Below are 13,527 nucleotides of genomic sequence, written 5' to 3'. Positions count from 1 at the left end.
ATTAGAGCTTTCTTACCTAAAAAAACTGACCTCAATGAAATCTCAACAGAACAAATACAAGCAATCGAAGCTAAAATCAATAACAGACCCGTTAGAAAGTTTAATTACCTTAGTCCAATACAAAAACTCAAACAAAAATTAGGTGTTGCACTTATAAGTTGAACACGGCTACTTCGGGATTTGATAGGATGATTTAATTTTTTCTTAAGTCATAAAGGGTGAAATGGGATTCTCCTTAATAGACGAAGATGCCTATCATTTTTCAAATCTTCGGTTGCCTTTATTCAAGGTAATCTGATCTATATTCTGGTCTGAGTGAGAATTTTCTGCACTCAATTGAAAATCCCTGCATTCACTTTTCTTTTCTAAACGCGGAATGATTTGGACCCTATTTTTAAATCAAATCAAGCTTAAACCAACTCAAGTATTTCGCTATTCACTCTTAAACAGAATATCACCTATGAAACTAGTAATTAAGAATCTTTCAAAAACCTATGCCAATGGGGTTTCGGCGCTTCAAAATATTTCCTTGACAATTCCCCAAGGAATGTTTGGATTACTGGGTCCCAATGGAGCTGGAAAATCAACCTTGATGCGAACAATCGCAACGCTTCAAGAAGCTGACTCAGGAAGTGTTTTTTTGGACGAAATCGATGTTTTGAATGATAAGCAAGCAATTCGTGAACGCTTGGGTTATCTGCCTCAAGATTTTGGGCTTTATCCACGAATTTCAACGGAAACGCTATTGGATCATATCGCACAAATGAAAGGAATTGGAAATAAAGGAGAACGAAAAGAATTGGTGGCTTCCACTTTGAACAAGGTCAACTTGTATAAAGAAAGAAAAAAATCGCTTGGAACCTTTTCTGGTGGGATGCGGCAACGATTTGGGATCGCACAAGCTATGATTGGGAATCCCTCCTTAATTATAGTGGATGAACCTACTGCAGGGCTGGATCCCGCAGAGCGAAACCGCTTTTACAACCTTCTTTCTGAACTGGGAGAAAATACGATCGTCATTCTTTCCACCCATATTGTGGAGGATGTCAATACGCTTTGTTCAAGTATGGCTGTGATTTGTAAGGGAAGTGTTTTGATGCAGGGTAAGCCCAAGGAAGCATTGGATAAGGTTGAAGGTAAAATTTTTCAAAAGGCAATTCAAAAATCCCAGTTACATGAATACAGGGAAAAATATCAGGTGATCTCGACCAAACTACATGAAGGAAAACTAAGCCTAAGGATAGAAAGTGACGGAAATCCGGGAAATGGATTTGAGCAAGTTCAGCCGGATTTGGAAGATGTTTATTTCAGTCTTATTTCAACTAAAGTAGATCTAATCACAATTTAAGTCTTAAGTTATGTTTAAGGAAATCTTTCTTTTCGAACTGAAATACCGGTTTACAAGGCCGGCTACCTACCTTTATTTCCTGTTACTTTTTATTACCCCACTTCTTATTTTCGGATTTGGAAATACACCTGCTTCAGAAAAAGTATTTCATAATTCTCCGGTAATCATTGGAGATTTCATGGTATTGGTTTCGATTTTTGGAGTCATCATCGCATCTGCTGTGATGGGCGTTCCAATTTACAGAGATCTTGAACACCGAACTGGGACATTCCTTTTTACTTATCCGATCAGTAAGTTCGGCTATTTTATGGGGAGATTTTGGGGCTCCTTTGTCACTTTAGTGTTCATCACTTTTGCATCAGTTCTGGGTATTTATTTCGGCAGTCTCTTGGGGCCTTTTTTGGGAAACGATGCTTCCCGGTTTGGTCCAAATGAACTGCGCTTTTTTATACATCCTTGGTTAACCCTTTTGCTTCCAAATTTATGGTTGGCCAGTACACTTTTTTTTGCCCTTATTGTTTTCACCCGTAATATCCGTTCAATTTACGCGGGGGGGATTTTGGTTTTCATTGTTTACCTGTTTGCCAATACACTTTCTCAGGATATCGAAAACAAAGATTTGGTCCAGCTGTTGGATCCTTTTGGGTTGAATACCCTAAATATTCAAAACAAATACCTCACCCCTTATGAAAGGAATACATTACTTATCCCTATCAGGGGTAATCTTTTATTCAACAGGATAATTTGGTTTGGCGTTGGGCTTGCCTTGTTTATTGCCGGATATATTAGGTTTGGTTTTGAATATTTCTTTCAAATTCCAACATCTAAACTCCAAGTAGAATTAAAGCCATCTACATACATTGCCCGTGATCTAAGGCAAATAAAATCAGATTTTTCTTCCGGTTACCAATGGAGGAGTTTTATTACGCTAGCACGCCTTGAAATTGAAAACGTTTTTAAGGATGTTTACTTTAAATCCATTTTGCTGGGTGGTGTGGTCTTTCTTACCATGAATTTTTGGAAGGGAAGTAGTGTTTATGGGGTTTCTGACCTTCCCTATACCTCATTTTTTATGGAAGCTAAAAGCAACTCCTTTAACTTGTTTGTTTTTATAATTATTGTCTTTTTCTCGGGGGAATCCCTTCACCGGGAGAAATCCTCTGGCTTTTCAAAAATAGTTGATTCCTATCCGGTTAAAGATTGGATTTCTCTTGCGGCCAAATTCTTAGGAATAACTGTCATGATTCTTGTATTGACATCAATTCCTATTGGATTGGGAATTGTGGTCCAGTTGGCAAAAGGGTTTTTCCAATTGGATGTCCCAGTTTATTTAATTGATAGTTATTTAATTTCTTTCCCGGATTATCTTCAGGTTGGTCTGATTGTTTTTGGTATTCATTTACTTGTCAATAATAAGTTTGCAGGTCATATAGCAGCATTTTCTGTCCTATTAATCAATTACATAGTAAGGACTTCAACTGACTTTAATTTCAATTTATTTTTTTACAGTTATAAGCCTCCCTATAAGTGGAGTGATATGAATGGGATTGGACATTTCCTCCATACTCAAGTGTGGTATAATTTGTATTGGACTAGTTTTGGCATTTTCCTGGTTCTTTTTTTAAGTATTTTCTTTAGTCGGGGTGCTGAGAGTTCTTTGAAAAATCGATGGAAAACAGCCAAGTCCAGACTTGGCCAGCCTGCAGCCAAGTTGTCCTTTTTGTTTTTAGCTTTAGCCATTCTAATTGGAGGTTTTATTTTCCGGTCTACTGTTTATGATAACAATTACCTCACGGTTGAAGAAGAGAAGCAGCGTCGGGTTACTTATGAGCAGGAATTGAAAGGCTACGAGCAGCTCCCTCAGCCTAAAATCACCAAAGTCAAAATCAAGGCTGATCTTTTTCCCTACGAACGGGAAGCTTACTTTGAAGCTGAGGTTCAATTGGTCAATAAATCATCGCAATCCATTGACTCGATTCACTTTCATTCCAATAGCTTGACTGAGTTTAAGGTGTTGTTGGACGGGAAGGTTTTGCCTTATCGCTTTCCCCTGACTTATCAACCCCCAAAATTCCAAATTCTGGGAGAAAAGCCGATTTTTCCTTGGTATCAAATTACTGCACTTCCGTATCCACTACAGCCCGGAGATACCTTGAGTTTGGTGATTCAGACCAATAAAAAGTTTAGTGGAACTCCCAATTCAGGTTTTGGTAGGGAAGTGGTTCGCAATGGGACCTTTATTTCTAACGTACTCCCTTTTTTAGGTTATGATCCAACAATCGAATTGGAAAGTGAGGCAGATAGAAATACCTATGGACTTCCGCCAAAATTGGAAGATTTACCAAGTCATGGTGACCCTGTTGGTGAATCAACCCTACTTTACAGCCCAAACTCGGATTTAATTTCTTTTGAAGCAGTGGTAAGCACAGTTCCTAATCAGATTGCAGTTGCACCAGGATATTTACAAAAAGAATGGATAAAAGATGGACGTCGCTACTTTCACTATATTCAGGATACGCCAATCCAAGCATTCTTCTCCTTTGTTTCTGCTGAATACAAGGTCTTGAAGGACTCGGTAAAACTGCCGGATGGTAAATTGGTTAACCTTGAGATTTTCCATCATCCCAGCCATACGTACAACTTAGATAGATTTCTTGCTGCATATAAAGATGGTTTAGCATATTTCTCTGAGACTTATGGTGATTATCAGTTCCGGCAAATGCGTCTCCTTGAGTACCCCCGTTACTCCGGCTTTGCTCAGTCTTTTCCAAACACAATTCCGTTCACGGAAAGCTTTGGCTGGTTGGCTGACTTCAAAAGTCCTGATGATTTTGACTACGTTTATTTTGTTACTGCACATGAACTGGCTCATCAGTGGTGGGGTCATCAAGTGATGCCCAATTTTACGCTCGGCTCAAATGTCATATCAGAGTCTCTTGCCGAATTTTCGGCTTTGGTTCTTACCGAAAGGCGATATGGGAAAAATAATATGAAGCGCTTTTTAAAGGAAGAGCTGGATAATTATTTAAGTGGAAGAGCTTTTGAAAGTAAGCGAGAAAATACGTTTATCCACGCAAACAGACCCTATCAATTCTACAATAAAGGAAGTCTAATCCTTTATGGTTTGAGGGATTTAATTGGTGCAAATGCAATGGATTCAGCTCTTTTTGCATTTAATAAGGAGTTTAGGCTAAGGGAACACCCTCCATTTCCAGGTAGTAATGATCTTTACAGGTATTTGGATGCGGTAACACCTGATTCCCTAAAATATTACCTGGAAGATACCTGGAATAAAATCACCCTCTACGAGAATAAGGCAGAAAGTGCATCGGTAAAGAAACTTGAGAATGGTGATTATGAAATTACGCTTCGAGTTAAATCTCAAAAGATTTATGTTGATGAATCGGGAAAAGAGTCGGATGCGCTTTATTCAGGGGATTACATTGACATCGGCGTTTTTGCTCAAGACGACCTGGATGAAAAAGGACGGAATCGAATGAATCCACTTTATCTCAAAAAGCACAAAGTGAAACCAGGGGAAACAACGATAAAACTTCGGGTTAAAGGAGTACCAATAAGAGCTGGAATAGATCCTTATAACCTTTTGATAGATCGAATACCTGAAGATAACAGTATCGCTTTGGAGACTTTCTAGTGGCTTGGAATTAAAATTTTGTCAGGGATAGTTTGAGAAATTTACAAATTAAGCTACTTAACCAATGATAGAGGTTGATTTGTAATGAAAGCTTCCCTGCAATTCTTTTTTAAATTCAAATGCGGAAAAATTTTACACCTTTTTTGCAACCTTGATGAAGGTTCCTGGTCTATTGGGTAGATATGAACAACGAAGGCAATCCATTGTCTGAGCAAATACTTGTTACTGAAATTCTGAACGGAAATGTTCAGAGCCTTGCTGTGGTGGTTAAAAACACAGAAAGGTTGGTGATGCAAATCGTTAGGAAAATGATTGCAAAAGAAGAGGATCAAAAGGATCTGGTTCAGGAAATCTATCTGAATGCCTACAGAAATTTGTCTGGCTTTCAGTTTAAATCCAAATTATCAAAATGGATCGCAAATATCGCCTACAATACTATCATCAATTATCTTCAAAAAAAGAGAATTCCACTTGTGGAAATTACGGATATTTCTTATCTCTGAATCTCAACCATCCCAGGTCCTGTGATTTTGTGTTCCTACAGGGTTATTCTACCATTAATTGGGATAAAAACATCACCTTCATCACTTACAACCATCTGAATCTTCCCCGGACGATTACCTTCTCCGGTACCAATAAGAAGATCGAGTACTGGTACATTGCCGATGGGGTAAAAGTACTGCAGGTCAATACCGATGGGACAACGGTCCATACTATTGATTACATCGAGGAATTTGTGTTTGAAAACAGTGCCATTTCTTATATCCTGCACGAGGAAGGGCGTGCCTCTATTGAGAGTGGAGTTTTCCAATACGAATTCTTCATCAAAGACCACTTGGGCAATCCACCACGGAGGAAAAGCCGTCCGTCATTTGGTAGGGGCTCCTGTCTCCCCGTTGCTCATATTAATTTCCTGAAAAGTAGGCAAGTTTGAAAAACCAAAGGAAAAGGCACTCGAATTTAGAATTTAACCAATGATTTTTCTTACCGATTTGGACATCTTTGGTCCTTCATTTTTAACAAAATTTGCTTAAATTTGAATCCGGTAAAAAATTACTTCTAAGTATCTGAAAACCAATTACTTAATTCCAAACTTCATTCCTAAGCACGATTAAGTGAGTTGAATTACTTTAAATGAATTAAACAACAGTAAGTCAATTAGTTACAAGTTTTATTTAAATCCTGTCACCCCGACTTGATAATCAAGGAGTTACGAGATAAAGAATCGTAACTCCTTTTTTGTTTGCCTACAATTTGCCTATAATGAAAGATATTTCTCCAAAAAATCATTCCGCACAAAAGTTTCCCTTCAAGCCCCTTCTTGGTTGACAGATTGTTTTCATCACAAAGATTCATTGATCAATCAACCGGCAGTTCAGCCTCTTCAAGATCCGCACCAGTAAGACCTGATTCAAGTAGATTACTTCTATCTAGTCTGGCTCCATTAAGAATCGCATTAGAAAAATCAGCACCTTCTAGATTTGCTCCAGTAAGAATTGCATAGGAAAGATCTGCACTAGTGAGATCTGCTTCCGATAAATCAGCCTTTACTAAATTTGCTCCTGTGAGAAGCGCTTTTTTAAGATTAGCACCTTCCGGATTAGCACCTTCCAGATTAGCACCTTCCAGATTAGTCTATGGTGTATGATAAACAGGACAGATTGGTGGGTTTTCAGGATGCCAATATGGCACTGGCACCCAAAAAATGGTTGTACACCAAATACGATTCCTTCGGCAGGGTGATAATGACAGGGTTAGTTACCACTAACCTCACTAGAGCCAGTATTCAAAGCACCCTAGATGGGTCCTCCTCCAATAATGCGGCTGTAAATGCAAATACCGGTAATATCAGAACAGGTACATCGATCACTTCTGCAAAATATGACGGATACAAGGAATATGTAGCTACATCAGGTATAACCCTCCAACCCGGATTTACTATGAAGGCAACCGGGAATCAAAGTTTTGTCGCCCGAATTGGGACTGCGACCTCCGGAGCTGCCGGAGCCTGGCCTACCGATGAGGGGGAAATTTTAACTGTAAATTATTATGACAGCTACCAGTTTCTGACTGGGTTTAGCTACGTTTCTCCTTCACCAACTTACATTAATTTCAGTGCAACGGCAAGCACTTTGGTGAAAGGTCGGCAAACAGGCAAAAAGGTAAAAAATCTGGAAATGGGGGAATTTTATACCACTGCGATATACTACGATGACAGGGGAAATGTCATTCAGACTTTGACCCAGCAGCAGCTGGGCGGAACTGTCCGTACCTCTACGGCATACAATTTTGAAAATCAACCGACCCAGACCTTGACAGCCAATAGCAGTGCTGTAGGGCAGGAAGTTCACCGGCGGTATTATTACAATTCAGCCGGACTGCTTTCGTCGGTCAAACATAAGCTACCGGGGCAGAATGAACGAGTTGTTGCTCAAAATACCTACAACAATCTTGGGCAATTGACAATAAAATCCTTTCCTGAAATTACCAATGGAAATCAAACCTATACCTATAATATCCGGGGTTGGCTCAAAACACTGGGGAGTTCGTTGGCAGTTGGATATAAGCAGACCAATTACTATGAGAGCGGAGGTACTGTCAATAACTGGAACGGGAATATTTCCAGAATTACCTGGTCAGGATCTACGGGAGCAGGAAAGCAACGCACCTATAATTATACCTACGATAAAGTAAACCGGATTACAGCAGCCACTTATACCGCTACCAGTGAGACGGATTGGTTCAATCTGAGCGGTATGACCTATGATGCCAATGGCAATATCACTGCCCTGACAAGAAAAAATCAACGAACAGCAAGTACCTATGGCGATGTGGATGTTTTGACTTATGGATATCAAACTAACAGCAATAAGCTAACCCAGGTAACAGATGGAATGGGAGCCCAAACTTATACTTCCAAAGGCTTTATTGAGCGCGACACCGTCTCTTACACCTACGATGCCAATGGCAATCTGAGAACCAATCTGGATAAGCAGATCAGCAATATCACTTACAACCATTTGAACCTTCCGGTAGAAGTCAGTTTCAATACCGGAGCGAAGATCCGCTTTGCCTATGATGCGGAAGGAGTCAAGTTAACTCAGAAGGTATACAATACCAGCGGAGCTCTGACTAAGACACAGGACTATGTAGGTGAGTTTGTATTTCAGAATGGGGCATTGGACTATCTGATTCATGAGGAGGAGGACCGAGCGTTGAAAAACAGTCCTGTGGACTGTTTTAGCGAGGGGCCAGGCTGTAGGGTGGGAAAGTCCGAAGCAAACGGCCTCTTCTTCGAATACTACCTGAAAGACCATCTGGGAAATGTGCGGCAGGTACTTCGGAATCCATCTACACAGGTCTATATGGCAACTATGGAGACTCAAAATGCCGAAACGGAAGAGCAGGAGTTTACCCAGATTCAGGCTTCCAGACAATTGGCACCGGAACACAACAAGACAGTGGGAGGTAATCAGGTAGCCTGGCTAAATGCGGACAGAGGGAGAGTGGTGGGGCCGGGCAGAAGCCAGGAGATCTACGAAGGAGACAGTGTGAAGCTTCAGGTCTTTGGGAAATATGCGGATGAAAAGGAGAAAAAAGCCAATGCCGGAAGCTTTGCGACTCAGGGAGCGAAAGACAAACTGGTCAATGACCTGAATGAGCTGGCGGTAAGCACCCAGCGTGCAGGAGGAGGGAATCCGATAGCCCTTTTCAATCTGGTGGATATACTAGCTGGGGATCTTCAAAAGAAATCCGCTCCTGAGGCTTATCTGATCTATGCGCTCTACGATCAGGACAGCAATCGATACGAGGTAGGCAAAAAAGTACTGAGCAGAAATGCAGCCAACCAACATGAGGTTTTGGAAGAGAATCTGTATATTTCTCAAGACGGATATATGGAAACCTTTGTGCCCCGATAGCAATCGGGGGAGACCTCCGAGGATGTCTGGTTTGACAATATGATGCTGATGAGCATGTCCTCGCCGATCGCTCAGGAGACCCATGGAGCCTGTCCCGATGAGCGCAGCGATATCGGGAATCCCTGGGGATTGGAACTGACTGGAATTGGATTTCAGTATGGGGGGATTAAGGCGAACAAATACCTGTATAACGGCAAGGAGCTACTGGACGACCAGAACCTCAACCTATACGACTATGGGGCGAGGATGTATGATCCGGTGATTGGAAGATGGGGCGTTGTGGATCCGTTGGCAAATAAATATGATATGCATAGTCCCTACAATTATGCGCTCAATAATCCAATTCGCTATATAGATCCTGATGGGATGAAGGTTGAAGGGGTTACAAAAAAGGATGCCGAAAAGGCTCATGAAGATTTTAATGATATGTTTTCAGGGGGGCAATTTGATTCTTTTAGAGCATTGATTACTCGTTCAGGTAAAAAAGGAAATGGAAAAGATTTTAATAAAATTGACACAGGTGCCTTAGCTGGGGCCTTGAAAGGATTGGAAGGTGATGACTTAGCTCTTGCTGAATTAGTTGCTAGTGCTATCAATTCGGATGATATTCATAAGGTTGAGTTTGTTGAGTTAGGAAATGATTTATCTGATGAAGGTAGTAATGCTTTTGCATCACATCTTAATAACGTTCAAAATGGTTTTGGTGATGGTATTAAGAATGCAGAGGGGAAGGTCAATTCAAATATAGTAAATGCTTTAGGCGGAGCAGGTTTTAATGTACCAACTTCTAATGGTTCTCATTCAATAATAGTTGAAGGGCAGGGTGTGCAGCAATCTGGAGGTAGTCGAGCAGTTACTACTGGACATGAAATTTTGGGACATGGCATACCTTCCGCTCAAGGGGCTGATCCAATGATAAATAATACTCATGCAATAAGGACTGATAACTTAGTAAGAAGAGTATTGGGAATACCAACTAGAGATGGATCTGATCATGCCGGAGGTAAAGTTGTAGATCCAAACGCATTACCAAAAATTAGAAATTAAAAGCGATTTTATGAAAATAATTATATTATTTATTTGTTTTTTCCTTCATTCTATTGCATGGTCTCAAACGTTAACTGATGAGGACTTAAAAAGTAGGAAAATAGCAGATTCTCTAATTAATGACCATCTGCAAAAGGAAATAAAAGATAAGAAACATGTTTTGTTATTAGTTGATAATGAAAAGATGGTTATAGTTATTAAAAATTCCGACTCATTTAAAGAATTCTATCTCAACAAGAATACTGGTATTATTAATGAAACTATATTATTACCTTCAGATCCAATAATCAACAAAATGTTTGATAAGTCTATCTATAAAAAGGGTTTTACAACATTTGACTCAGAATTTTTTAAATTTGGTTACGAAATCTCCTCAGGTAGTATTACATATTTTGTTTTTAAAGATGAGGTAGGTAGAAGATATGGGGAAGCTAAATTATCAGTTTTTATTAAGCCAAATCCAGTTGATACAGATGTTTATGCATACTTTGTAAATAGACTTATGTTTTATTCAAATAGGTGATTTTCAATAGAATTTATTTTGTAGGATTAGAAAATTCATATCAATTTTAAATTAAGTATATAAATTGACTAATGAATGATATTTGAATTTTTTTATAAAATAATCCCAATAAGTGTAATTTAATTTTGAAATGTATAAAAAATGTAAACTAAGTGTGATTTGAAATTATGATTATATGTATAATTAAAATTTTAAAATAACTAAGAACTAGAACTCGAAATTTACAAGCCCTAGTTTTAAAATATTAATTCCATTTTACTTAATTAATGCGATCCAGATCATTAGTAATTTTTTCTTTTTTTGTAACAATTTGTGTTCCAGCTTTAGCCCAGACCTTGCCTATTGGACCGAAGGTACCTAGTATAGGAGGAGGCTTGCCTAAGGGGATTCCTACGAATGATTTGGAGGCTTTGGCTACTAAGCCTGAGATTCCCTATTTGGAGGAGTTGCGGCAGGTTCAGGGCTTGAAGAAGTCCTACGATTCCCTGCGATCGGAAGGGAAGAGACTGAAGGAAGCTGCGCAGGACAGCTCGACGCAGGATTCGGTGGTAAATGTGCTGAAGGCAAAAGGACAGGAGGTTTTGGATAGAGAGGCAGAGGTGCTTCAAAGCATGCTGGAAGATCAGGAGATCCCCGGAGAAGAGTTGAAGGCGGCTATGGATCGCACCTTGGAAGGTGTGGAAAGTTCCAAGGCCAAGCTAGCCCAAGTGTCCGATCTGGAGGGCTTGGATGGAATACTGGATCAGAGTGAGGAAAACCTGAAAGCCCTGATCAATGAATGGCTGATGCCCAAGATCGAGCAGACGCTCAGCGGTACGCTCTCCGAAGGCTGGAATCCTGCTGAGGGCAAGATTCCTGATTTTTATGGTAAGGATGTACTAGATCACCTGATGAAGGAAGGAGTAGATCCCCAAGAACTGATGGCACAGGCAAAGGAACAAGCCGTAGGCAAAGCCAAACATATTTCCACTGAATATATCCAAAAGGCCGAAGGCGAATTCAGCAAACTCAAACTGGATTCTTTGGGGAATGTGCAGGTTATTCTGGAATCTAAGAAAAGGAAATTCCAACTTATCGAACCTAATGAACTGAAGGGGTCAGGACTACTTGAGCGAACCGGATTGCTGCTTTGGTATGATCCGCTGACTTCATTTAAGGAAGGTTTTTTTGCTGAGGCTGGAGGAAGTGTTGGGTTTACCCATCAGTTTCAAGCATTCGGTGCTTGGACAGTCAAGCGGAGTTCGGATAATGCTTCCGGTCCGCAGATCACTGGTCAGGGACTCAAACTGGGCCTGCGTTTTTCCAAGGGAAATTGGGGAGTACAGTCGAGCATTTCCCATAATCAAATCACCACCGAATATCCAGCCGGGTACGAGAGCCGGAACTTTTCAGGTAAATCTTGGTCAGGGGAATTGTCCCTCGTCCGGACAATACCTATGGGAAAAGTGATTCGATCGGTTGTGATGGTTTCTTGGGATCCCTTGTACAAGGAAGATAGAAGTTTGGCCCGATCGGCAGTGCAGCTGAAGATCGGGTTTGAGTTGGGGAGGATGAAGGGAATACGAAAAGAAATTAATTCTAAAAAAGGGAGTATAGAATTGAAGGGTGATTATCAGGAAATCAGTAAAATCAAATAGAAAAGTTCTCAAAAATGAAGAATTGACGTTCTTTTATGTCTTAATGTATAATAAAATTAATGTCCGTTTTTAAAGTTATACCTTTTAAAAATAAATAATAAACTGCTTAAATCTAATTTATCCTATTAATTTATAAAAACTTTATTTCCCTCAAAATTAATCAGCATTACTGTATTTTCAATGTTTATGATTTTCTCTCCTGTTTTAGTAATGGCACAGGCTGTAACTATTCCCAATAACAGCGGAGGAAATCCATTTTATCTTTGGGCCTATGGCAATACCAATGGTACTACCCACATGCGAATTGGAACTGATTTTGGTCATCAGGGAGATGCTGCGCTTGAGATTTTTCAACATTTTACAAATGCTGTTCCTCCCCAGCCTGGCAAGGTGATAGTAAATGGAAATTTGGGAGTAGGTACTCAAAATCCTACTGAAAGATTGGCTGTAAATGGAAATATTAAAGCAAGAGAAGTAAATGTTACCACTGCTGGATGGGCAGATTTTGTATTTGATTCTGAATTTGAATTGATGCCGCTTTCAGATTTGGCAACATTTATTGAGACCAATGGCCATTTGCCGGGAATTCCTACTGAGAGTGAAGTAATGGAAAACGGGATTTGGTTGTCTGAAATGAATGTAAAATTACTTCAAAAGGTAGAGGAGTTGACACTATATATTTTAAGACAGGAGGAAAAGATCAAAGAGCTACAATTGATTAAAGAAAATTACTATAACCTTGAGGCTAGATTGAACTCTATTGAAAAAATGGGTCAGACTCTTAATTCAAACAAATAACTGTAGTAATAATAACTCAAGTATCTATTTGAAGATGGTTGTAAAATAGAAAAATTTTGATATGAAATATCAAAAATATTTTAAAGGAGGCTTATTGATTTCAGAAACACCTCCTATGTATATGACGGATTTGGAAGGTTGATGGAGATACGTGACCATGACAATCACATTTTAGAGAAATTTTCATACAACTTCAGAAATTGATCCCATGTGCAGAATAGTTTTTTTTATCGTGGTTTTTGTTTTTTGTGCAGGATATGTATTCTCCCAATCGACAAATCAGAATTATGTAGTCTCTCATAAAATACGGGAGCCCTTTACTACTATTGCCAACCCATTTACCCTTCCCGATTCTGCAACCTACACGTCTATCGATTATGTGGATGGCCTTGGCAGGCCGATTCAGAATGTGAAGAGAAGGTCAAGCGTGGAGGGAAAGGATTTGATCACACCGATCCAATACGATCTTTTTGGGAGAAATGTACGTGAATATCTGCCTTATTTTTCCGATTCGGCGGCACAGACCGGTTCATTCAGACCGAATGCGGTGTCAAATCTGGAAAGCAGATCGAGTGCTGTATATGGGGATACTTACCCGT

Annotated in this window: 11 protein-coding genes and 1 pseudogene; 11 read left to right on the top strand and 1 reads right to left on the bottom strand. The window is 39.7% G+C overall.

Annotation, left to right across the window (positions count from 1 at the left end; genetic code table 11):
* From AAA943_RS21990 to AAA943_RS21590, 5 genes and pseudogenes are all read left to right on the top strand, one after another.
* Positions 1–162 (top strand): annotated as a pseudogene (locus AAA943_RS21990) (IS30 family transposase); the annotation flags it as partial.
* 298 nt (positions 163–460) lie between these two features.
* Positions 461–1,348 carry an ABC transporter ATP-binding protein gene (locus tag AAA943_RS21600; protein WP_338226499.1) on the top strand — a complete coding sequence of 296 codons (888 nt, stop codon included), beginning with the start codon at positions 461–463 and terminating at the stop codon, positions 1,346–1,348.
* Positions 1,349–1,358: 10 nt separating this feature from the next.
* Complete coding sequence (locus tag AAA943_RS21595; RefSeq protein ID WP_338226497.1) at positions 1,359–5,003, top strand: ABC transporter permease/M1 family aminopeptidase; 3,645 nt, start codon at positions 1,359–1,361, stop codon at positions 5,001–5,003.
* Between the two features lie 182 nt (positions 5,004–5,185).
* Positions 5,186–5,506 carry an RNA polymerase sigma factor gene (locus AAA943_RS21985; RefSeq protein ID WP_420915624.1) on the top strand — a complete coding sequence of 107 codons (321 nt, stop codon included), beginning with the start codon at positions 5,186–5,188 and terminating at the stop codon, positions 5,504–5,506.
* Complete coding sequence (locus tag AAA943_RS21590; protein ID WP_338226496.1) at positions 5,413–5,937, top strand: hypothetical protein; 525 nt, start codon at positions 5,413–5,415, stop codon at positions 5,935–5,937. Before AAA943_RS21985 ends, AAA943_RS21590 begins: the two co-directional genes overlap by 94 nt.
* A gap of 425 nt (positions 5,938–6,362) precedes the next feature.
* Here AAA943_RS21590 and AAA943_RS21980 read toward each other — a convergent pair whose 3' ends face one another.
* Positions 6,363–6,632, bottom strand: coding sequence for a pentapeptide repeat-containing protein (locus AAA943_RS21980; RefSeq protein WP_479374287.1), 270 nt, complete (start codon positions 6,630–6,632; stop codon positions 6,363–6,365).
* A gap of 8 nt (positions 6,633–6,640) precedes the next feature.
* On the opposite strand from AAA943_RS21980, the gene AAA943_RS21585 reads away from it, so the two are divergent.
* The 6 genes from AAA943_RS21585 to AAA943_RS21560 all read left to right on the top strand — a co-directional run.
* Positions 6,641–8,923 (top strand): RHS repeat domain-containing protein, encoded by a 2,283-nt coding sequence (locus AAA943_RS21585; protein ID WP_338226495.1) that lies wholly within the window; start codon positions 6,641–6,643, stop codon positions 8,921–8,923.
* Between the two features lie 54 nt (positions 8,924–8,977).
* A complete protein-coding gene (locus AAA943_RS21580) occupies positions 8,978–9,970 on the top strand; it encodes an RHS repeat-associated core domain-containing protein (protein WP_338226493.1) in 993 nt (330 codons plus the stop codon).
* Positions 9,971–9,980: 10 nt separating this feature from the next.
* Positions 9,981–10,493 (top strand): hypothetical protein, encoded by a 513-nt coding sequence (locus AAA943_RS21575; protein ID WP_338226492.1) that lies wholly within the window; start codon positions 9,981–9,983, stop codon positions 10,491–10,493.
* A 335-nt stretch (positions 10,494–10,828) separates the two neighbouring features.
* Positions 10,829–12,130 (top strand): hypothetical protein, encoded by a 1,302-nt coding sequence (locus tag AAA943_RS21570; protein ID WP_338226490.1) that lies wholly within the window; start codon positions 10,829–10,831, stop codon positions 12,128–12,130.
* Between the two features lie 180 nt (positions 12,131–12,310).
* Positions 12,311–12,928 carry a hypothetical protein gene (locus tag AAA943_RS21565; RefSeq protein WP_338226489.1) on the top strand — a complete coding sequence of 206 codons (618 nt, stop codon included), beginning with the start codon at positions 12,311–12,313 and terminating at the stop codon, positions 12,926–12,928.
* A 208-nt stretch (positions 12,929–13,136) separates the two neighbouring features.
* Positions 13,137–13,527: DUF6443 domain-containing protein (locus tag AAA943_RS21560; protein ID WP_338226488.1), on the top strand; the 391-nt coding region annotated here is incomplete at its 3' end.

The sequence above is a fragment of the Algoriphagus confluentis genome, from assembly GCF_036245625.1.
Lineage (GTDB): Bacteria > Bacteroidota > Bacteroidia > Cytophagales > Cyclobacteriaceae > Algoriphagus > Algoriphagus confluentis.
Note: the sequence above shows the minus strand (reverse complement) of the source record. Positions and strands in the feature narration are given on the sequence as shown.

Coding starts and splice junctions, on each gene's coding strand:
- AAA943_RS21600 (WP_338226499.1), top strand. CDS start 461: ATGAAACTAGTAATTAAGAATCTTTCAAAAACCTATGCCAATGGGGTT.
- AAA943_RS21595 (WP_338226497.1), top strand. CDS start 1,359: ATGTTTAAGGAAATCTTTCTTTTCGAACTGAAATACCGGTTTACAAGG.
- AAA943_RS21985 (WP_420915624.1), top strand. CDS start 5,186: ATGAACAACGAAGGCAATCCATTGTCTGAGCAAATACTTGTTACTGAA.
- AAA943_RS21590 (WP_338226496.1), top strand. CDS start 5,413: ATGGATCGCAAATATCGCCTACAATACTATCATCAATTATCTTCAAAA.
- AAA943_RS21585 (WP_338226495.1), top strand. CDS start 6,641: ATGGTGTATGATAAACAGGACAGATTGGTGGGTTTTCAGGATGCCAAT.
- AAA943_RS21580 (WP_338226493.1), top strand. CDS start 8,978: ATGTCCTCGCCGATCGCTCAGGAGACCCATGGAGCCTGTCCCGATGAG.
- AAA943_RS21575 (WP_338226492.1), top strand. CDS start 9,981: ATGAAAATAATTATATTATTTATTTGTTTTTTCCTTCATTCTATTGCA.
- AAA943_RS21565 (WP_338226489.1), top strand. CDS start 12,311: ATGTTTATGATTTTCTCTCCTGTTTTAGTAATGGCACAGGCTGTAACT.